The organism is Burkholderiales bacterium, assembly GCA_035518095.1.
GTDB lineage: Bacteria > Pseudomonadota > Gammaproteobacteria > Burkholderiales > JAHFRG01 > JAHFRG01.
The window spans coordinates 1-21,207 of the sequence record DATIXX010000026.1 but is presented as its reverse complement, the minus strand read 5'-3'; the positions used below and the strand labels follow the sequence as shown (position 1 = coordinate 21,207).

The 21,207-nt window shown below is 55.7% G+C and carries 19 protein-coding genes and 1 pseudogene; 16 read left to right on the top strand and 4 right to left on the bottom strand.

What is annotated here, in order from left to right:
• Window positions 1-104: 104 nt before the first annotated feature.
• A complete protein-coding gene (gene uvrA, locus VLV32_04670; GenBank protein ID HUL41181.1) occupies window positions 105-2,930 on the bottom strand; it encodes an excinuclease ABC subunit UvrA in 2,826 nt (941 codons plus the stop codon).
• Between the two features lie 71 nt (window positions 2,931-3,001).
• On the opposite strand from uvrA, the gene VLV32_04665 reads away from it, so the two are divergent.
• On the top strand, window positions 3,002-4,375 hold the full coding sequence (locus VLV32_04665; protein ID HUL41180.1) for an MFS transporter: 1,374 nt from the start codon (window positions 3,002-3,004) through the stop codon (window positions 4,373-4,375).
• On the opposite strand, the gene VLV32_04660 is transcribed toward VLV32_04665, so the two are convergent.
• The gene (locus VLV32_04660) at window positions 4,372-4,653 is read right to left on the bottom strand and encodes a hypothetical protein (protein HUL41179.1); all 282 of its coding nucleotides are present in this window, start codon (window positions 4,651-4,653) and stop codon (window positions 4,372-4,374) included. The genes VLV32_04665 and VLV32_04660 overlap by 4 nt on opposite strands.
• On the opposite strand from VLV32_04660, the pseudogene ssb reads away from it, so the two are divergent.
• Window positions 4,654-5,013: pseudogene (gene ssb / locus VLV32_04655) on the top strand (single-stranded DNA-binding protein).
• Between the two features lie 262 nt (window positions 5,014-5,275).
• Here the strand turns inward: ssb and VLV32_04650 are convergent.
• On the bottom strand, window positions 5,276-6,061 hold the full coding sequence (locus tag VLV32_04650) for a DNA-binding domain-containing protein (protein ID HUL41178.1): 786 nt from the start codon (window positions 6,059-6,061) through the stop codon (window positions 5,276-5,278).
• The gene (locus VLV32_04645) at window positions 6,058-6,915 is read right to left on the bottom strand and encodes a DUF692 domain-containing protein (GenBank protein HUL41177.1); all 858 of its coding nucleotides are present in this window, start codon (window positions 6,913-6,915) and stop codon (window positions 6,058-6,060) included. The genes VLV32_04650 and VLV32_04645 overlap by 4 nt, the downstream gene beginning before the upstream one ends.
• A 267-nt stretch (window positions 6,916-7,182) precedes the next feature.
• Between VLV32_04645 and VLV32_04640 the strand changes: the two genes are divergently transcribed.
• From VLV32_04640 to VLV32_04575, 14 genes are all read left to right on the top strand, one after another.
• On the top strand, window positions 7,183-8,043 hold the full coding sequence (locus VLV32_04640; GenBank protein HUL41176.1) for an ABC transporter ATP-binding protein: 861 nt from the start codon (window positions 7,183-7,185) through the stop codon (window positions 8,041-8,043).
• The gene (locus tag VLV32_04635; GenBank protein ID HUL41175.1) at window positions 8,040-8,846 is read left to right on the top strand and encodes an ABC transporter permease; all 807 of its coding nucleotides are present in this window, start codon (window positions 8,040-8,042) and stop codon (window positions 8,844-8,846) included. The genes VLV32_04640 and VLV32_04635 overlap by 4 nt, the downstream gene beginning before the upstream one ends.
• Before the next feature lie 96 nt (window positions 8,847-8,942).
• Complete coding sequence (locus tag VLV32_04630; protein ID HUL41174.1) at window positions 8,943-9,236, top strand: zinc ribbon domain-containing protein; 294 nt, start codon at window positions 8,943-8,945, stop codon at window positions 9,234-9,236.
• Between the two features lie 3 nt (window positions 9,237-9,239).
• Complete coding sequence (locus tag VLV32_04625) at window positions 9,240-9,845, top strand: DUF502 domain-containing protein (protein ID HUL41173.1); 606 nt, start codon at window positions 9,240-9,242, stop codon at window positions 9,843-9,845.
• A 53-nt stretch (window positions 9,846-9,898) separates the two neighbouring features.
• Window positions 9,899-11,680 carry an aspartate--tRNA ligase gene (gene aspS, locus VLV32_04620; GenBank protein ID HUL41172.1) on the top strand — a complete coding sequence of 594 codons (1,782 nt, stop codon included), beginning with the start codon at window positions 9,899-9,901 and terminating at the stop codon, window positions 11,678-11,680.
• A gap of 171 nt (window positions 11,681-11,851) precedes the next feature.
• Entirely contained in the window at window positions 11,852-12,295 is a 444-nt protein-coding gene (gene nudB / locus VLV32_04615) for a dihydroneopterin triphosphate diphosphatase (protein ID HUL41171.1), read from the top strand.
• Window positions 12,296-12,380: 85 nt separating this feature from the next.
• Entirely contained in the window at window positions 12,381-13,478 is a 1,098-nt protein-coding gene (nadA, locus tag VLV32_04610) for a quinolinate synthase NadA (GenBank protein HUL41170.1), read from the top strand.
• Between the two features lie 111 nt (window positions 13,479-13,589).
• Window positions 13,590-14,342 (top strand): endonuclease/exonuclease/phosphatase family protein, encoded by a 753-nt coding sequence (locus VLV32_04605; GenBank protein ID HUL41169.1) that lies wholly within the window; start codon window positions 13,590-13,592, stop codon window positions 14,340-14,342.
• A gap of 53 nt (window positions 14,343-14,395) precedes the next feature.
• Window positions 14,396-15,571, top strand: a complete 1,176-nt coding sequence (clsB, locus tag VLV32_04600; GenBank protein HUL41168.1) for a cardiolipin synthase ClsB — start codon at window positions 14,396-14,398, stop codon at window positions 15,569-15,571.
• Between the two features lie 180 nt (window positions 15,572-15,751).
• Window positions 15,752-17,581, top strand: a complete 1,830-nt coding sequence (locus VLV32_04595) for an ABC transporter ATP-binding protein/permease (protein ID HUL41167.1) — start codon at window positions 15,752-15,754, stop codon at window positions 17,579-17,581.
• A 221-nt stretch (window positions 17,582-17,802) separates the two neighbouring features.
• The gene (gene pbpG, locus VLV32_04590; GenBank protein HUL41166.1) at window positions 17,803-18,804 is read left to right on the top strand and encodes a D-alanyl-D-alanine endopeptidase; all 1,002 of its coding nucleotides are present in this window, start codon (window positions 17,803-17,805) and stop codon (window positions 18,802-18,804) included.
• An 8-nt stretch (window positions 18,805-18,812) separates the two neighbouring features.
• Window positions 18,813-19,790, top strand: a complete 978-nt coding sequence (egtD, locus tag VLV32_04585; GenBank protein ID HUL41165.1) for an L-histidine N(alpha)-methyltransferase — start codon at window positions 18,813-18,815, stop codon at window positions 19,788-19,790.
• 81 nt (window positions 19,791-19,871) lie between these two features.
• Window positions 19,872-20,603: a (Fe-S)-binding protein gene (locus tag VLV32_04580; protein ID HUL41164.1), complete on the top strand. Its 732-nt coding sequence runs from the start codon at window positions 19,872-19,874 to the stop codon at window positions 20,601-20,603.
• Window positions 20,603-21,207 (top strand): LUD domain-containing protein (locus tag VLV32_04575; protein ID HUL41163.1); only part of this gene is annotated, 605 nt, incomplete at its 3' end. The genes VLV32_04580 and VLV32_04575, both read left to right, overlap by 1 nt.

The following is a 21,207-nucleotide window of genomic DNA, read 5'->3' as shown; positions in this document are numbered from 1 at the left end:
TGTCCTAACGCTTATTGTAGAGCGTTACGAGCAGGTCAAGTTGCTGGGCGCCGGCGAGCGAAAAACGCCGCAGTTTAACCACGCAGTAGTTTTGCATCGAGCCGCTAAGCAGCGGCTTGCAGCACGCTTTTTAGATACATGCCGGTGTAACTTTGGCGGTTTTTTGCGATTTCCTCGGGCGTGCCTTCGGCGATGATACGCCCGCCGCCGTCCCCGCCCTCGGGACCCAGATCGATAATCCAGTCTGCGGTCTTAATCACGTCCAGATTGTGCTCGATTACCACTACGGTATTGCCGTGGTCGCGCAGGCTGTGCAGCACCTTGAGCAGTAGGTCGATATCGTGGAAATGCAACCCGGTGGTGGGTTCATCCAGAATGTATAAGGTGCGGCCGGTGTCGCGCTTGGAGAGTTCGAGCGAGAGTTTGACGCGCTGCGCTTCACCGCCGGAAAGAGTAGTTGCTGACTGCCCGAGCTTGATATAACCCAATCCCACGTCCAGCAAGGTACGAAGTTTTTTTTCGACCACCGGCACCGGTGAGAAAAACTCGTGGGCCTGCTCGACCGTCATTTGCAGTATTTCGTGGACGTTTTTCCCCTTGTACTGGATTTCCAGCGTCTCCCGGTTATAACGCTTGCCGTGGCATACATCACACGGCACGTAAATATCGGGCAAAAAATGCATTTCGACTTTCAATACCCCATCACCCTGGCAGGCTTCGCAGCGCCCGCCTTTGACATTGAAAGAGAAACGCCCCGGGCCGTATCCGCGTTCGCGCGCCTGCGGCACGCCCGCAAACAGTTCGCGAATCGGAGTGAAAAGGCCTGTATAGGTCGCCGGATTGGAGCGTGGAGTTCGGCCTATGGGACTTTGATCCACGCTGATGGCTTTGTCGAAAAATTCCATACCCTCGAGTGCTGCATGCGGCGCGGGTTCTATCGGGCTGCCGTAGAGATGCCGAGCCACGGCGTTGTATAAAGTATCATTGATCAGGGTGGATTTGCCCGAGCCGGAGACGCCGGTTACACACACCATCAATCCGAGAGGCAAATTGAAATTGATCTGTTTTAGGTTGTTGCCACTGGCGCCCGTGATGCGCAGCATGCGCTTGCGGTCTGGCTTGTGGCGCAGCCCTGGCAGTTTAATGCTGCGCTTGCCCGCGAGATACTGGCCGGTGAGTGACTCCGAGTGATTGCGTATTTGCTGTGGCGAGCCCTCCGCGACTACCCGGCCTCCGTGCTCTCCCGCCCCGAGCCCCATGTCGACGACGTGGTCCGCGCTCATGATGGCTTCGTAATCGTGCTCGACTACGATGACGCTGTTGCCGAGATCGCGCAGGTGTTTCAAAGTGTCCAGCAATCGCCCGTTGTCGCGCTGGTGCAGGCCGATGGAAGGCTCGTCCAGCACGTACATGACACCGGTCAATCCCGAACCGATCTGGCTTGCCAGACGAATACGCTGGGCCTCGCCGCCCGAAAGCGTGTCCGCGGAACGCTCCAGCGAAAGGTAGTCGAGACCCACGTTATTGAGGAATTCTAGGCGGCTTATGATTTCCTTGATAATCTTTTCAGCGATGGCCTGCTTGGCGCCGCTTAATTTCATGCTCAGGAAAAATTGCACTGCTTGCTGCAGAGGCAGCGCGCTTATTTCATAAATGGTCCGGTTTATTACACGCACATGCCGCGCTTCGCGCCGTAAGCGCGTGCCATTGCATTGCGGGCAGGGTTGGCTGTTCAGGTATTTCGACAGCTCCTCCCGCACCACCAGCGAGTCGGTTTCGCGATAACGTCGTTCGAGATTGGGAATGATGCCTTCGAACGCGTGCTCGCGCTGGTAATTTGTGCCGCGATCGCCGAGGTAAGTGAACCTTATTTTTTCCTTGCCGCTGCCGTTTAATATTATGTCCTGGATAGCTTTCGGCAATTTTTCAAAAGGGGCCTCCAGGTCGAAATGATAGTGGGAGGCCAGGCTTGCGAGCATCTGGAAGTAAAATTGATTACGCCGGTCCCAGCCTTTGATCGCGCCGGAAGCAAGGCTCAGATGCGGGAATGCGACCACGCGCCGGGCGTCAAAAAAGCTGATTTGTCCCAACCCGTCGCAGCGCGGGCACGCGCCCATCGGGTTGTTGAAGGAAAACAACCGCGGCTCGAGTTCCGGCAGCGCATAGCTGCAAACCGGGCAGGCGAAGCGGGCGGAAAATAGATGTTCGCGTCCACTTTCTATTTCCACCGCGAGCGCGCGACCGTCGGCGTGCCTGAGCGCGGTTTCAAATGATTCGGCCAGCCGCTGTTTGACATCGGGCCGCACTTTGAGGCGGTCCACGACGACTTCAACGGTGTGTTTCCGGGTCTTTTGCAGCTTCGGAAGCTTGTCTATTTCGTACACCTTGCCGTTAATCCTGAGCCGCACAAAGCCCTGTGCACGCAATTCGTCGAATAGATCCATCTGCTCGCCTTTTCTCCCGACAATGAGCGGAGAGAGGATCATTAATTTGGTGTCTGTAGGCAGCTGCATCACGTGATCGACCATTTGCGATACGCTTTGCGCCTGCAGCAGGATTTCGTGATCCGGGCAATAAGGGTCGCCGACCCGCGCAAACAGGAGCCGCAGGTAATCGTGAATTTCAGTGACAGTGCCGACTGTGGATCGCGGGTTATGCGAGGCCGCTTTTTGCTCTATGGAGATGGCGGGCGACAGACCCTCGATCAAGTCCACGTCGGGCTTTTCCATAAGCTGCAGAAACTGGCGCGCGTACGCAGACAGCGATTCCACATAACGGCGTTGGCCTTCAGCGTACAACGTGTCGAAAGCCAGCGAGGACTTGCCCGAGCCGGATAAACCGGTAATCACGATCAACCGGTTGCGCGGCAAATCTAGACTGATGTTTTTCAGATTGTGAGTGCGCGCGCCGCGGATTTTGATGAAGTCCATGAACCTGAACTATCCTGGCGATGACTAACCTGCTAATATACCCGAGTTCCCGGATTTTTCCCAATCCCCCTATGACTTCCTCGGACAGAATGACCCCGCTGGAATTGCGCGCCAGTATGGGGCTCGCCGGCATTTTTGGCCTGCGCATGTTGGGAATGTTTGTGATTCTTCCCGTATTTGCGCTTTATGCCGAAAGTTTGCCGGGCGGCGCGAATCACACCTTGGTGGGAATTGCACTGGGCGCATACGGACTTACCCAGGCGATCCTGCAAATACCGCTAGGCTGGCTTTCCGACCGTATCGGGCGCAAGCCGACTATATACGCGGGTCTGGTGCTGTTTGCCATCGGCAGCTTCGTCGCGGCATCCGCGCACGACATCTACGTCATTATTGGCGGGCGCGTGCTGCAAGGGTCGGGCGCGATTTCCGCCGCGGTGATTGCCATGACGGCCGACTTGACCCGCGAGGAACACCGTACCAAGGCGATGGCGCTGATCGGCTCGACCATCGGGCTCAGCTTTGCGCTGTCATTAGTTGCCGGACCCCTGCTGTTTCATCTCATCGGCGTGCCGGGCATTTTTGCCATGACGGGCGTATTGGCCTTGTCGGCGATCATCGTAGTGTACGCGGTGATACCCAATCCACAGCACAGTTATGCTACCTCGGGTGACGCTCAGAGCGGCAAGCTGCTCGCGGTCATACGCGACAGCCAGCTGCTGCGTTTGAATTTCGGAATATTCTCGCTGCACGCGGTGCTGATGGCCTTGTTTATCGTGGTGCCTTTCGCCTTGCGCAACGCAGGGCTTAAGGTCGAGCACCACTGGCTCATGTATTTGCCGGTAATGGTGTGTTCTTTCATATTGCTGCTGCCGGCAATCGTGTTTGCGGAAAAGAAGGCCAAGCTCAAGCAGGTATTTTGCGCAGCGGTAGTGCTGATGCTCGCAACCCAGGTACTGCTGCCCTGGCTGCTGGGCACCCTGTGGGAAATCTTCATCGCGTTGCTCGCGTTCTTTACCGCTTTCAACATACTCGAAGCGTCACTGCCGTCGCTGATATCAAAATTGGCGCCGCCGGGTGCCAAGGGCACGGCGATCGGCGTGTACAGCAGCGTTCAGTTTCTTGGCGCGTTTGTAGGTGCGGCCGTGAGCGGATATCTGTCGCAGCATTATGGCGCCAGGGCGGTATTTACTTTCGGGGTTGTGCTGATTGCCGTTTGGCTGCTGCCGGCCTTGACCATGAAAGTGCCGGTCGCAGTGGCAACCAAGATCTATCCGATTCCCGAAATGGACAGCCGTCGCGCCAGCGGATTGTCCCAGCAGCTGGCCTCGGTGCCGGGGGTGCAGGAAGCACTGGTCATCGCCGCCGAGGGTGTAGCCTATCTCAAAGTGGACAGTAAAATCTTTGACGAACAAAACGTAATCAAATTAATTGCAGGGGAGGTTTAGGAACCTCTGATTAGGTCCCGCGTGGTCGCGACGGCGGCTTTCCGCGTTGTAGGGCGCGAAGCGAGGCGCGCCGAATAGTTACCACATATTCGCAAGCCGAGCGACAAAGCCGTGCGCGCGGATAAGCCCCGTCCCCAAAAGGTTGCGGCGATTAAGACCGCAGCTACGGCGTTGCGTTCCTCGTCCATAGTCTTTACTATGGACATCGTCGCGCGCCTTGCATCTGCGGCCTTTTCGCCCGCAACGCGGTTCAGGTAGGACTTAATCAGAGGTTCCATATGGCATCCGTAAACAAGGTGATTATTATCGGCAACCTCGGACGCGACCCAGACGTGCGCTACATGCCCGACGGCGGCGCCGTGGCCAACATCAGTGTCGCCACCACCGAGAGCTGGAAAGACAAAAGCGGAGAGAAACAGGAACGCACCGAATGGCACCGCGTGGCATTTTTCGGCAAGCTCGCTGAAATCGCCGGAGAGTATCTCAAAAAAGGCAGCCAGGTCTATGTCGAAGGTTCGCTGCGTACCCGCAAGTGGCAGGATAAGGAGGGGAAAGAGCGCTACACGACTGAAATTGTCGCAGACCGCATGCAGATGCTCGGCAGCCGGGCCGGTGGCTCCGAGGCCATGAGCCAGGAAGCGCCGGCAAAAGAGCATGCGGCTTTTAAATCTGAGGGCAAAGGCGGAGGAATCGAGGATTTGGAGGACGATATTCCGTTTTAGCGGAATGCAGTAAAAGATCGCGAACGCGGAGTCTTGTTGCTCATCGCCCGAAGCCTTGCCGCATTACTAAGTACTGACTCGAGTTTTTGCTCCTCGCGTAACGTATTTCGCTTTTCTCGTGACATTTTGCATCGACCGCAGGAACGAGTGAAAACAGTGCCACTCGCTTCACTCATACCTAGCCGGTGAAGGAAACTTTGCTAATCATCCCTTCTGCTATCCAGTTTTTGAGCATACCCGCGGCATGCTGCGCAACCTGCGTTTCGTCGAACCATTCGCAAAGGCCGCCGCAGATCTTCGCAAAACTATTGCCACTTCTTATCGCATCCAACGCCCACGCTTCCTCGACGCTCATCGAGCGGAAGTAGATGTTAAGTTCGCGGCGCCAAAGAACCCATCCCAACGCAACATCGTTTTTCCGTGGCGCCTCAGGCTGCTCATTCTTATTCGCCGCCTTCCAGAGCGCCGGGACGTTCCATTCAAGGTTCATACGCTGCAATGAGGTGCGGGGCGTAAATACCATCGCGGGCCAGCGATCGGGGGGAATCTTCGCCATATCCTCCACGCTTAGCGCCGCATCATCGGCAGCGTCAAACGCTAGCGCCATAATCCATTCGAATGCGGCCATTTCGCTCAACTCCGGGCGTTGGTTGTAAGGCGCAGTAGTTTTCAAGAATTCCGACAGCTCATCGCCATACCAGCGCATGTTGAAATAAGGCGAGGGGTGACGTTCTATGTAGGCATATGCCAGCCTCTCGAACTCATCATTGCCAGCGAGCTTGCGCAAAGCGGGATAATCGGTGTCAAGTGCTTCCATGAGCCGCAGACGGTAGGCACTGGAATAAATGCCAAGCCGGGTTCTGGCACTGGCGCGCCGGGTGCCCACGACTTCGCGCTCCATGCTGCGGTCGCGCCTGAACACGTAGTTCTGGAATTCCTTCTGCAGGTTCGACAGCGCCTTCATGCCGCTTTAGCCCGTGCCAAAATCGGCCCCGCAATGCTCCGGGCATTGTCGAGTTCGGCGACCAGCTCATTAAGAGAAGGGATGTTGTCGTCCCGCTCTATCATTGTGGAAACAGCGCCAAAGCGAATTAATGCTTGCTCGTAGAGAGCCCATACCGGATCGATTATCGGGTGATCGTGGGTGTCGATGATGTAATTGCCGCAGTTCTGATGCCCGGCCAAGTGAAACTGCTGCACTCTGTCGATGGGAATGCCCTTGAGATAGTCCAGCGGGTCGAATCCATGATTAAAGCTGCTGACGAAAATATTGTTGATGTCGAGTAGGATTAAGCAGTCGGCTTGCTCTGCGATCCGGGCCAGGAACTCCCACTCGGTCAACTGCGATTGTTTATAAGCGACATAGCTTGAGACGTTTTCCAGGAGGATTTTGCGTTCCAGGAAATCCTGCACGTGCTTTACTCTCGAGGCCACATGCTTCACCGCTTCTTCGGTATACGGAAGTGGCATCAAATCATGCAAATTTAATCCGCCGACTCCAGTCCAGCATAAGTGATCGGAGATCCATTTGGGTTGGATTCGTTCAGCCAGGACTCTAAGTTGTTTCAGATATTTCGCATTGAGGGGATCTGTGCTGCCAATTGAGAGTGATACCCCGTGCATCACCACCGGATAATGCGCGCGGATGCGGTCGAGATAATACAGAGGCTTACCGCCCGGGACCAAATAGTTCTCGGACAAGACCTCGAACCAATCCACGTTGGGACGGGTCGCAAGTATCTCTTCGTAATGTGGAATTCTCAACCCTAGGCCAAAACCTAAATAATCGGGTTTACGAGTTTTAGCGGCAGATGACATGATAAAAGGATAACAGAAGCGGTGAGACAAGACATCTACGGGTTAGTTGCCTCGGGACCGCGTCTCAGCACTTTAAATGGCGGTGTTAGCGTTAATTAGCTTTGGCGCTCGCGTGGCTGCAAGTGTTCGGCGCGGAGACGCTTGCCGCGAGCCCGCCAGCCACGCTCACGGCAATTGTTCGATATCGGTTAAGTTACAATGTTTTTTGGCCGCTCCGTTACATTTGGCGGCCCCCTTTGACATTAAGAAATGTTCAAGTTTAAGCGGATGACCGGGTCCGCTTTATTCTCGATTTTTGATGGAGCGCGGGTTGATTGGGTACAGCGGGCAGGCGCCATGCTAGGGGAAAACGGCATTAGCCAAGCAAAACTGGGCGAATTCGCGATATCTGTAGAGTCCTTAAGCAAGCGATTCGGCAAGGTGCTAGCCGTGGATGAAGTAAGCTTCAGCGTGCGCCGGGGCGCCATATGCGCGCTCCTGGGCGGCAATGGCGCGGGAAAAACCACCACTCTTGCAATATTGCTCGGTTTACTTCTCCCCAGTTCAGGCCGCGTGACCGTTTTAGGGGAGGACATTTTGCAGCACCGTTACCGCGTGCTGCCGCGCATGAATTTTACTTCCCCCTATGTGGATCTGCCCAAACGGCTCACTGTCGCGGAAAATCTTACCGTATACGCGCGCTTGTACGGGTTAACAAACGTCAGGCTGCGTCTTGCGGAGCTTGCGGAAGAAATGCAGATCGGCACCCTTATGCGCCGTCCATACGGCACGCTGTCCGCGGGTCAAAGGACGCGGGCTGCGCTTGCCAAGTCGCTGCTCAATAAGCCGGAAGTACTCCTGCTCGACGAGCCCACCGCTTCGCTCGATCCCGACATGGGCGACCGCATGCGTGCGCTGCTGATGAATTACCAGAAGTGTAGCCGCGCCACGCTGTTGCTCGCTTCGCACAACATGCTGGAAGTCGAACGCATGTGTGATGACGTGATCATGATGCGCGATGGGAAAATCATTGACCATGGCACGCCACAAGTTCTGCTGGCACGTTACGGTCGCAAAAACCTGGAAGAAGTATTCCTGGATGTAGCGCGGCATCGCACATTCATACCGGCCGCGAGGAGCGTGCCATGAGTGCGGTGGCTTCGTCTCTGAGGCGCATCGCGGCAATGGCGCTGCGTCACGTTTACCTAATGCGAAAGTCTTGGCCGCGTATTCTGGAGCTCGCCTATTATCCCTCCATGCAAATGATCCTGTGGGGATTCATCGCAAAGTTCCTCGCCACCCGCGGGTCGTGGTTGGCGCAGGCCCCCGGGCTCTTAATCGCCTCGGTTCTGCTTTGGGACATCCTGTTTAGAAGTCAATTGGGTGTCTCGCTTACTTTTTTTGAAGAAATGTATTCGCGCAACCTGGGGCATTTGTTTGTTAGCCCATTGCGGCCTTATGAGCTGGTGTCCTCGAAACTGATCATCAGTCTGTTGCGCACTTTAATTGGCGTGGGCGGCGCAGCGCTCCTGGCAATCCCGTTTTACCATTATTCGATTTTCAGCATGGGGCTGCCGCTGATCGCGTTCTTCGCCAATTTGATGATGATGGGTTGGGCAATCGGCCTAATGGTCTCGGCTCTGGTGCTGCGCTGGGGGCTGGGCGCAGAAAACCTGGCATGGGCGCTGATCTTCGCAGCCGCCCCGGTGAGCGGGGTGTATTACCCGATTAGCGTGCTACCCGGCTGGCTGCGGCCGCTGGCATTGGCGCTCCCGTCCAGCCATGTGTTCGAAGGCATGCGAGCGGTGGTGCTTGAGCATCAGTTCCGCGTTGATCAGCTCATCAACGCGCTGGTGCTGAATTGTATTTATCTTGTTGTGGGAGTATTGGTTTTCCTCGCCGCTTTTCACGCCGCGAGAAAGCGCGGGCTGTTGCTGCACATCGGCGAATAAGCCCTTGAGTTCGCTGCATTCCGTCCCCATTTATTTAACAGCGTAGTCACAATCCCTTACGTTATAATATGCAGTCTTTTTAACCGGGGGACATTTATGCCCATTTACGAATACCGCTGTGCAGCCTGCGGCTTTCAGAAGGAAGTGCTGCAGAAAATCAGCGACGCCCCGCTTACCGTTTGTCCCGAATGCGGGAAGCCCAGTATGCAAAAACTGGTTTCCGCCGCCGGATTCCAACTCAAAGGCACCGGCTGGTATGCCACCGATTTCAAGAAAAGCGACAAGCCTAAAAAGGAAGAACGCAAGCCGAAGAAGGAAGAATCCAAATCTGGCGAAGAGAAAAAACCGGCTGCCAGCCGCGCAAAAAGCGCCTGCCCGTCCTGCGAATAATTGATGAAACGCTATTTCATTACCGGGCTTCTGATTTGGGTGCCGCTGGTCGTTACGCTCTGGGTGCTGGATGTTTTGTTCAGCGCCATGGATCAAAGCCTGCGCCTGCTTCCGCCCGCGTGGCGTCCCGAAGTGCTGTTCGGCTACCACATTCCCGGCCTGGGTGCGATCGTTACTCTGTTTGTGGTGTTTGTTACCGGATTATTCACCGCGAATATACTTGGCCAGCGCCTGCTGCAATTTTGGGAATGGTTGCTTGCGCGCATTCCGGTGGTAAAAACAATTTACAGCAGTGTCAAACAGGTGAGCGACACGCTGATTTCCGGCCAGGGCCAAGCGTTTCGCAAGGCGCTGCTGGTGCAATATCCGCGCGCCGGATCGTGGACAATCGCTTTTCAGACCGGACATCCGGGTGGTGATGTCGTAAACCATCTCAAAGGCGAGTACGTGAGTGTTTACGTGCCGACTACGCCCAACCCAACATCAGGTTTCTTTCTAATGATGCCGAAAGCCGAGGTCATCGAGCTCGACATGAGCGTAGATGACGCGCTGAAGTACATCATCTCCATGGGAGTCGCCGCGCCGCTTGCTCATAGAAAAGCCGGCTAAAAGGCGCAGCTCTTGGCCGATTTCGATGTCGGAAGTTCCGAGCACAAATCATGATGCGCACTGAGTATTGCGGTCTCGTCACGCAAAAGCATCTGCAGCAGAGTGTGACCCTGTACGGCTGGGTGCACCGGCGCCGCGACCATGGGGGAGTGATTTTCATTGATTTGCGCGACCGTGAAGGCTTGGTGCAGGTCGTATGCGATCCCGACCGCCCGAACATGTTCAAGATTGCTGAAAAGATCCGCAACGAGTTCGTGTTAAAGGTTTCCGGTAAGGTGCGTAAGCGTCCGGAAGGCACGGTGAACCCGGATTTGATCAGTGGCGAAATAGAAGTACTCGCCCACGAAATCGAAATCCTCAATTCCTCGCTCACGCCACCTTTCCAGCTGGACGATGAAAACCTCTCTGAGACGACCCGGCTTACTTACCGGGTGATCGACTTGCGGCGCCCGCGAATGCAGTCGAATCTCAGGCTGCGCTACAAGGTCGCGATGGCGGCGCGAAAATTTCTCGATGCGCACGGCTTTTTAGACATCGAAACGCCGACGCTTACCAAGTCCACGCCGGAAGGCGCGCGCGATTATCTGGTGCCCTCGCGCCTCCACCCCGGACAGTTCTTCGCCCTGCCGCAGTCGCCGCAGTTGTTCAAACAGCTGCTTATGATCGCCGGCTTTGATCGGTATTATCAAATCACCAAATGTTTTCGCGACGAAGATCTGCGCGCGGACCGCCAGCCGGAATTCACGCAAATAGATATCGAGACCTCGTTTTTGACTGAAGATGAAATCACCGGGCTCATGGAAGAACTGGTCCGCAACCTCTTCAAAGAGGTTATGCAAGTTAATTTGCCCCAGCCTTTTCCGCGCCTCACATACCAGGACGCGATGCGGCGCTACGGGTCGGACAAACCGGACTTGCGCGTAACGCTCGAGCTCACCGAGCTAACGGATTTGATGAAAACCGTTGAATTCAAGGTTTTCCGTTCTGCCGCGGAGCTTTCCGACGGGCGCGTTGCAGCCCTGCGCGTGCCCGATGGCGTTGCGCTCACGCGCAAAGAAATCGACGATTACACTGCTTTTGTCACAATCTACGGGGCAAAAGGGCTTGCCTACATCAAAGTGAACGATAATGCGAAAGGCGCGCAAGGGTTGCAATCGCCCATCCTCAAGTTCCTCCCTGAAGACGTGATTACCGCTATTTTGGAGCGCACATCAGCCCGAAACGGAGATCTTATTTTCTTTGGCGCGGACAAAGCGAAAATCGTCAACGACTCTTTAAGCGCGCTGCGTGAAAAGATCGGGCACGATAAAGGTTTGGCCGAGTCCGGTTGGAAAGCGCTGTGGGTCACCGATTTTCCAATGTTCGAGTGGAACGAGGAAGAAAAACGCTGGGACGCGCTGCACCATCCGTTTACCTCCCCGAAGGATGGCCATGCGGCTTTCCTGGACAGCGATCCGTCCAAGGCACAAGCCAAAGCCTACGACATGGTGCTGAACGGCTGGGAAATCGGCGGCGGCTCGGTGCGTATTCACAGCGAGGAGGTACAAACAAAAGTTTTTCGCGCGCTCAACATCGGCGAAAAAGAGGCACGCCAGAAATTCGGTTTTCTGCTCGACGCGCTGCAATACGGCGCACCGCCGCACGGCGGAATTGCGTTTGGCCTCGACCGGATCGTGACTCTGCTGGCCGGTGCGGAATCCATTCGCGACGTAATTGCTTTTCCCAAAACCCAGCGCGCGCAGTGTCTGCTAACGCAAGCGCCCAGCCCAGTGGATGAAAAGCAGCTGCGAGAGCTGCATATCCGGCTGCGTGATGTCAAACCGGGTGCGGGCTGAAAAAATCCAGCCGCTGAGCGAATTTCGGATTATCCTGTAGCCAACTTCATGCAATCCCGCTTGGTAAATCGATGCCATTTGCGCTCGGTACTTCACGTGACGGGCGCTGTTAACATAGGCCTCGCCAATTTCCGGTGATTGGATGGCGGTCAAAACTTAAAAGAATGGTTTATGCCTTACAAAATACCGATCTCGGTTCTGGTCATCATCCACACCCCGGATCTGCAGGTACTGCTATTAGAGCGGGCCGATCACCCGCATTATTGGCAATCGGTGACCGGAAGCCTGAACCAAGGCGAAACGCCGGAACAGACCGCGATCCGCGAAGTGAGGGAGGAAACCAAGCTTGACGCGCGCAAATTTACGCTTACCGATTGGAACATGCAGAACCAGTTTAAAATTTTTCCTGAATGGCGGCATCGCTATGCACCAGGGGTGACGAAAAATACCGAACATGTGTTTGGTTTACTGGTGCCGGAGCCGTTCCATGTGCAGGTTGCGCCGCGTGAACATCTGGGTTTTGCCTGGTTGCCGTACACTGAAGCGGCACAAAAGTGTTTTTCCTGGAGCAATCGAGACGCAATTTTGGCTCTTCCGAGATTTATCCTGCACTGAACCGTGACATTAGGCTGGATATTTTGTCTTATAATGTATTGGTGATTGGCGGCGCGGGGGCGCACAATTTTATTGGGTATTTTTCATGCAAACAGGCGCGATAGCTTTTGACCGCTTCGGCGTAATGAAGGACGAGAACTGCGAGGAACGTATCCTCGCCGCCCGGGCTGCTCTTGGCCGCCGCGCGATTATTCTCGGCCATCATTATCAACGCGCCGATGTCTATAAGCATGCAGATTTGACCGGTGATTCGCTGAAGCTCTCGCGTCTTGCGTCGGAAACTTCCGCCGAATACATTGTGTTTTGTGGCGTGCATTTCATGGCCGAAGTCGCTGACATTCTCACCTTTGGCAAGCGCGCGGTGATTTTGCCTGACTTGAATGCGGGCTGCTCGATGGCGGACATGGCGAACCTTGCGAAGGTGGAGCGCGCCTGGCGTGAGCTTTCGCAGGTGCTCGATCCCGAGCGGTCGGTCACGCCGGTTACCTATATCAATTCCGCAGCCGATTTGAAAGCATTCTGCGGCGAGCATGGCGGTATTGTCTGCACCTCAAGTAACGCAGGAAAAATTCTGCAATGGTCGTTCAAACAGCGCGACAAGGCGTTGTTCTTTCCCGATCAACATCTGGGACGCTGGAGCGGGTACAACCTCGGAATACCGCTTGCGGACATGCCGGTATGGGATCCCGACGAACCGATGGGGGGGCTGACTCCCGAACAAATTGGAAATGCCAAGCTCCTCCTGTGGAAAGGCCATTGCTCGGTGCACCAGATGTTCCAGCCGCAGCAGGTGCTGAAATTCCGCAATCAATACCCCGATGGCCTGGTGATTTCACACCCTGAATGCAAATTCGAGGTGTGCAAGCTTTCGGATTACGTGGGCTCAACCGAAACCATTCTAAAAACCGTAAAAGCAGCCAAATCCAACACACAGTGGCTCGTGGGCACAGAGCTCAACCTGGTAAATCGCCTTGCCGAAGAAGTGAAGCCCGAGGGCAAAATCGTGAAATTCATGGCGCCCACGGTGTGCATGTGTTCGACCATGGCGCGCATCGACCCGCAGCACCTCGCTTGGGCGCTGGAAAACTTGGTTGCCGGGAAGGTGGTAAATCAAATCCGCGTGCCGCAACGGGACTCCGAACTGGCGCGGCTCGCGCTGGATCGCATGCTTCAAGTTTCCTAGACGCCTTGCACCTCAAGTTGTATCTTCGTTGAATGAAATGTGCCACCCGTTCCGCGGAGCGGTCTGTGGCAGAGGCGCCGCGTTCAACTTAAATTAAATACACGCACAATCATGAGCAAAACGTTGCACGTCGCGACCTACAACATTCACAAGGGTTTTTCGCATTTCAACCGGCGCATGATGGTGCACGAACTGCGCGAGCGTCTGCACGCGATGCGCGCAGACGTGGTGTTTCTGCAAGAAGTGCAGGGCTACCACGGTCACCATGCCGCGCACTACACAAACTGGCCGCAAATACCCCAATACGAATTTCTCGCCGACACGGTATGGAGCGATTTTAGCTACGGCAAGAATTCGGTGTACGACGAAGGCCACCACGGCAATGCCATTCTGAGCCGCTTCCCGATTGTGCGCTGGGACAATCTTGATGTTTCCGCGCATGCACTTGAAAGCCGCGGCATGCTGCATTGTGAGATGAACGTGCCGGGATGGACTGAGCACCTGCATTGCATCAACGTGCATTTGGGCCTTTTTTCGCGCTGGCGTGAAAAGCAGTTGCTCCAATTGCGGGACCACATCGAGAAACTGGTTCCGGCCCGCGCACCGCTCATTATCGCCGGCGATTTCAACGACTGGCGCAGCCGGGCCGGCCGAATTTTGGCCGATTCGTTGTACTTGCACGAGGTATTCGAGCTCGTCCGCGGCAGGCCCGCGCGCAGTTTCCCCGCTGCGATGCCGGTGTTCCGGCTGGACCGCATATACATACGCGGATTCCGCGTCGAGCGCGTGCACGTGCATCGCGGCCGGCCCTGGTCGAAAATCTCCGATCACGCCGCGCTCTCTGCAACCATGATGCGAGTCTAGAACGCTTCCACAGGCACTCTGCGACAACTCTCCAAGCTCAACTTTTTGGTGCGATGATGCGTTTCATTGCCGGCAACAGGCTCACGCTGCTGCACAACGGAGTCGAATATTTCCCTGAGCTGGAGGCCGCAATTGACAAAGCGTCGCTGGAGATTTTTCTGGCAGCGTATATCTTTGAAAACGATGATACCGGAAGGCGCATCGCACAAGCTCTGAAACGCGCGGCAGGGCGCGGCGTCTCGGTACATCTGCTGCTGGACGGTTTCGGCTCAAAATCTCTGCCCTCGGAATTGATCGCCGACATGACACAGGCGGGTGTCCAGGTGCTGCTGTTCCGGCCCGAGGTCTTGAGCTTTAAAATCAGGCGCCAGCGGCTGCGGCGCATGCACCGCAAACTTGCGGAAATCGACAGCAGGATCGCGTTCGTCGGTGGCATCAATATTATCGACGACATGCATACCCCCAAGCAGGTTCCGCCGCGCTTCGATTACGCGGTAAAAATCGAGGGGCCGCTGGTGCGGGTGGTACATGTTGCCGCGAGAGACCTGTGGGCGCGAGTCACCTGGACGCACCTGCGGCGCGAATGGCGTCACACTCGGGGTTTGTCGGCGACGCTTTCGCCCTACGGGGAGCAGCGCGCGGCGCTGGTCACCCGTGACAACGTGCGCCACCGCCGCGACATCGAGCAGGCCTATCTCGGTGCGATTGCCGCAGCGAAACAGGAGATCATCATCGCCAACGCCTATTTTCTTCCCGGCCGCAATTTTCGCCGCGCACTGATCAACGCTGCAGCGCGCGGCGTGCGCGTCATACTCCTGCTGCAAGGCCGGGTGGAATACCTACTGCTGCACTACGCGTCGCGCGCGCTGTATGGATATTTTTTGGACGCCGGCGTGCAAATTTACGAATACCACAAGAGCTTTATGCACGCCAAGGTGGCGGTGATGGATGGCTATTGGGCTACGGTCGGTTCCTCCAATATCGACCCCTTCAGCATGTTGTTGGGGCTGGAAGCAAACGTAGTGGTGGAAGACAACGGCTTCGCGCATCAGCTCAGGCAGAGCCTTATGCAGGCGATCGCACAAGGTGCGCACCAAGTCATGCGCGAACGCTGGAAGAACCTGCCGCTCCCGCAACGCGTTCTGATATGGATCAGCTATGGCGCGGCGCGTTTCTTCACCGGTGTGTTCGGCTACGGGCGCGAGCATGAATTCAAGCGACCCCGTTAGAAAAACCCTGATTGATTCCGCTGCTATTGCCGCTTCAAGGCCCTGACACCCCGTTCGTCGTGTGAGCCGAAAGTTTTTATTGCTTTGGGTTATTTCGTGTATTGATTTTCAGCCCGAGGCGATCCGGAACCAATCTATCCTGCTCGCCAAGCAAGCTGCGGGGTGATACGCTTTGATGCCATGCGAATGACTCATTTCGGCAAACCGCCGAAACGCCAGAACGACTGGAAAACCGTCGGAACTCTGCTTCCTTATTTATGGGAGTTCAAGGGCCGGGTGGCATTGGCGCTCAGCTTGCTGATCTTTGCCAAGCTCGCCAACGTTGCAGTGCCACTCGCGCTCAAGAGCATTGTAGATTCGTTAAGCGCGAAGCAGGTACTCGTTGCGGTGCCGCTGGCCTTGCTCGCGGCTTACGGCTTGCTGCGTTTTTCAGCTACGCTATTTGGCGAGCTGCGTGATGCGGTGTTCGCGAAGGTGACGCAACGCGCGATCCGCCGCGTGGCGCTCAAAGTTTTCAGCCATTTGCATTCGCTTTCCCTGCGTTTCCATCTGGATCGGCAAACCGGCGGAGTATCGCGCGACATTGAGCGCGGAACCCGTGGCATTTCTTTCCTGCTGCAGTTCATGCTGTTCAACATTTTGCCTACATTTGTGGAAATCGCGATGGTAGCCGCCATTCTGCTGGCTAAGTATGACGTGTGGTTTGCGGTGGTAACCTTCGTCACACTGGCCATTTACGTCGCCTTCACTTTGTTGGTGACCGAGTGGCGCATGGTGTATCGCCGCACCATGAACGACTCCGACTCCAAGGCCAACACGCGCGCCGTAGACAGTTTGCTCAATTATGAAACAGTGAAATATTTTGGCAATGAGCAGTGGGAAGCACGGCGCTACGACGAGGGCTTGCAGGTGTGGGAAAAAGCGGCGGTGCGCAACCAAACTTCGCTCGCCGGGTTGAATGCCGGTCAATCGGCAATTATCGCGGTGGGCATGACGCTGTTAATGGTTCTCGCGGCGCGCGGTGTGGTCAAGGGCAGCATGACGCTGGGCGATTTGGTGCTGGTTAACGCGTTTATGCTGCAGCTTTATCTGCCGCTCAACTTCCTGGGTTTCGTATACCGGGAGATCCGTCATTCGCTGGCCGATATGGAAAGGATGTTTACCCTGCTGGATGAAAATCTGGAAATCCAGGACTGCCCCGGCGCGCGCGATCTCATGGTAAGCAAGGCAGCCGTGTGCTTCGATAGAGTGAATTTCGGTTATGAAACGAAGCGCCAGATCCTGTTCGACGTGAGTTTTGAGATTGCTTCGGGAAGAACGGTCGCGGTTGTGGGTGAGAGCGGATCTGGCAAGTCTACGCTCGCGCGGTTACTGTTCCGCTTCTACGATGTCTGGAGCGGGCGCATTACCGTGGACGCTCAAGACATCCGCGACGTGGCGCAAAAATCTTTACGCGCTATGATCGGCATCGTTCCCCAAGACACCGTACTGTTTAACGACACTATTTTTTACAATATCAACTACGGGCGGCCGCGAGCGTCTCGCGAAGATGTCATCGAGGCGGCGAAATCGGCCCACATCCACGACTTTATCATGACCCTGCCGGACGGCTACGATACCATGGTGGGCGAGCGCGGTTTGAAATTATCAGGCGGCGAGAAGCAGCGTGTAGCGATTGCACGAGCAATTCTGAAAAATCCGCGCATACTGATTTTCGACGAGGCGACTTCGGCGCTCGATTCGAAATCGGAAAAAGCGATTCAGGCAGAACTCAGGCGCATTGCCGCCAACCGCACCACGCTTACTATTGCCCATCGACTATCCACAGTAGTCGACGCCGACCAAATTTTGGTGATGGACCATGGTCGCATCATCGAGCGCGGCACGCATCGCGAGCTCCTAGGCCAGCAGGGCGCATATGCCCGCATGTGGGCGTTGCAGCAGCAGGAAGAAGCCGAGCGTGACAAGAAACCACAAAGTGTGCCCCAAGTAGAAAAAATACGCGCGTGAAGCACGACTTCTCGAGTCCTGAAGTCACCCACGCCCCGCCTTGGCCCCTCCGTACCCTTAACCGTTAAATTCAAAGGGGTCGGATTTAGCCTTGAAATCATGGGTCAAAAATGTGAACTTATACCTTGATTTTTTTTAGTTTAGCTGCGATCATGGCGTCTGGCTTTTAGGGAGGCACTGCGAAAAGCTGTTGCGTTTCATCAAATTAAGTAAAAACACGAATGACAAGAAAATTCCTAATTCTCGGCGTATTTTTTTTGACAGCGGGAGCAGTCACCGCCGACGACGAAGTTACGCCGCAAGCGGCGCAGGTTGATGTTCAAGCGCCCGTCGAATCAGACGCAGTGACGGGTCCGGCCGGAGCCGCGCAGGAAGCCCCCCAGGAATCCCCCCAGCCCCAAGAACCTACGAAGGCTGCTACCGAAGCAGAGCCGGAATTGCCGCCTCTCGACCCCTCGAAACTGCGCGGCATGCGTTCCGCGGCGGCGCTGGTAGTCGAGCAACAGCAGGAGCGCCCGCTTTATGCCAAGAATACCGACGTGCCCATGCCGATAGCATCGATTACCAAACTAATGACGGCCATGGTCGTGCTCGATGCGCAATTACCGCTGGATGAGGAAATCACCATATCAAAAGAAGATGTGGATACCTTGCGTGGCACCCGTTCCAAGCTCAAGGTCGGCCTGAATTTGACCCGCCGTGAGTTACTGCAACTCGCCTTGATGGCTTCCGAAAATCGTGCTGCGGCTGCATTGGCGCGCACGTATCCCGGGGGAGTTCCGGCTTTTATTGCGGCCATGAACCGCAAGGCGGAAGCTTTAGACATGATGGACAGCCGGTTCGTTGATCCCACCGGCCTCAATAGCGGCAACGTTGCCACCGCGCAGGATTTGGTTAAGATGGTGAAGGCCAGTTACGATTACGAGTTAATACGCGAATTTACCACTACGCCCTCATATGCAGTGGAACTGCGCAAGCGGCGCAACCTGCCGTTCCACAATTCCAACCTGCTGGTTAGAAGCAAAAGGTGGGACATCGGGCTGTCAAAAACCGGCTACATCCGCGATTCCGGACGCTGTCTGGTGATGCAGGCAAAAATCGCAGAGCAGGCGGTCATCATCGTGTTACTTGATTCATGGGGCAAATACACACGCATCGCGGACGCCAACCGCATCAAAAGGTGGATCGAAACCAGCCTTGCCTATAAGCCGCACTCAAGCTAACAGGGGTAATGAGTTCAGACGGACATCCGCCGGTCCGGTTTTATGATTTTCCTTCCGCGCGACAAAATTTCCTCGCTGATGTTCTGGCTGGACTGAGCAAGCCGCAGAAACAAATACCTGCCAAGTATTTTTACGATCGCCGCGGTTGCGAGCTGTTTGCCGCCATTTGCGAGCTTCCCGAGTACTACCTGACGCGCACTGAAACCGCAATGATGCATCTGTTTGCTGCGCAAATGGCGCAGCTTCTGGGCAGCGGTTGTCAATTGATCGAGTACGGCAGCGGCGCGAGCCGCAAAACGCGCATATTGCTTGAGCACCTGCGTCCGCCAGCCTATTTGCCGATCGACGTCGCTTGCGAGGAACTGCGCGCTTCCTCGCGCATGCTGGCGCGGGAATTTCCAGGGATGCAAATTATCGCGGTGTGCGCTGATTTTTCCGAGGCTGTGCAACTACCTGACAGCAGTGCGCCCGAACTCAAGCGCAAGGCGATATATTTTTCAGGTTCCACCATAGGCAATTTCACCAAGGCGGAAACCGTGATTTTGCTGAAACATGCGGCACAGGTCGTCAGTGCGCAAGGCGCGATGCTGGTTGGGGTCGATTTGAAAAAACCGCAGGCACGACTGGTAGCCGCCTACAACGATGGCAAGGGGGTCACAGCCGAATTCAATTTAAACTTGCTGGCGCGTATCAATCGCGAGCTTAATGGCAATTTCAGACTGGAAAAGTTTTGTCACCGGGCTTTTTACAATGCAGAGGAAGGCCGGATTGAAATGCACCTGGAAAGCCTGACCGCGCAGCAAGTTATGATCGGGGGCAGATGCTTTGATTTCCGTGCCGGGGAAACAATTCATACCGAGAATTCCTATAAATACTCATTGCGCGAGTTTCAGCAACTAGCCCGTCAGGCGGGATTCGATCCGCTGCGCGCATGGACCGATGAGGAGCATTTGTTCTCCGTACACTATCTTTGCGCAGGCGGTTGATTTTGCGCGGGAGATGGAGAGACCACCGCACGCCTTATGCTATGATTATTGACGATCGGTTTGTCATTAACGGTGCGTGGGATGCGTGCAGGCCTATTCGTTACTTGCCTAGTGGATTTGATGCGCCCGCGCGTCGGTTTCGCGGCGCTACGCCTCTTGGAGACGGCAGGTTGTCAAGTGGTTGTACCGCATGCGCAAACCTGCTGTGGGCAGCCTGGTTATAATTCAGGCGATCCCCGTCCGGCCAAAGCTTTGGCCCTCAAAATGGTGCGTGAATTCGCGGACTGCGAGTACGTGGTGGCGCCATCCGGTTCCTGCGCCGGAATGATACGCGAACACTATCCCCGCTTGTTCAAGGATGAGCCACAACAGCTTGAAAAAGTCAGCGAGCTCTCGCGCCGCACGTTCGAGCTTACCGATTTCCTGGTCAATGTGGTGAAGCTGGAAGCGATTCCGAACAGCTTCCATGGCACCATCACCTACCACGATTCCTGTTCGGGCTTGCGCGAGTTGGGAGTGAAGAAACAGCCGCGCCTGTTACTCGCCAAAATGCCCGGTGTGCATCTGACGGAAATGCCGGACTGCGAAACCTGTTGCGGCTTCGGGGGAACATTTTCGGTCAAGTTTGGCGATATTTCCACACGCATGGCGGACAACAAATGCAAGGCTATTCAAGGCAGCCGCGCGGACGCCGTGGTGCTGGGGGATCTCGGTTGCATGCTGAATATCGAGGGCCGATTGCGCCGTACTGGGGATTATAAAACTCAGGTGCTGCATGTCGCCGAGGTATTGGCGGGGGACGGGGGGGATTAGTGCAAATCACGTCTATGTATTTCAAGGCGCGGGCGCGCGAAAAACTGGACGATGCGCAACTGCAGCAGTCACTGTCCAAGGCGCAGGGGAAGTTTGTCCACGCCCGTGCCGATGCCATTCGCCAGTTGGAAAATTTCGAGGGGTACCGCGATGCCGCTGCCGCCATAAGGGACCGTGTTATCCGTGACCTGGACCTTTACCTTGAGCAGTTCGAACAGGCGGCGACCGCGCGTGGCGCGGTGGTGCACTGGGCAGAAACTGCGCAGGACGTAAATCGCATACTCTGCGATATAGCGGAAAGGCACGCTGTGCGCAAAGCGGTCAAATCCAAATCCATGGTAAGCGAAGAGTGCGCGCTCGACGACGTGCTGGAAAAAGCAGGCATTGAAGTGGTGGAAACCGATCTCGGTGAATACATTCTGCAGCTTGCGCACGAGCCGCCCTCGCACATCGTTGCCCCGGTTGTGCACAAGAGCAAGGACGAAATTTCGGATTTGTTCGAGCACAAGCACAAGAGACCGCGCAAGACCAGCATCCCGGAGCTGTGCCGAGAAGCGCGTGAGATTCTGCGCCCGCATTTTCTTAGCGCGGACATGGGCATCTC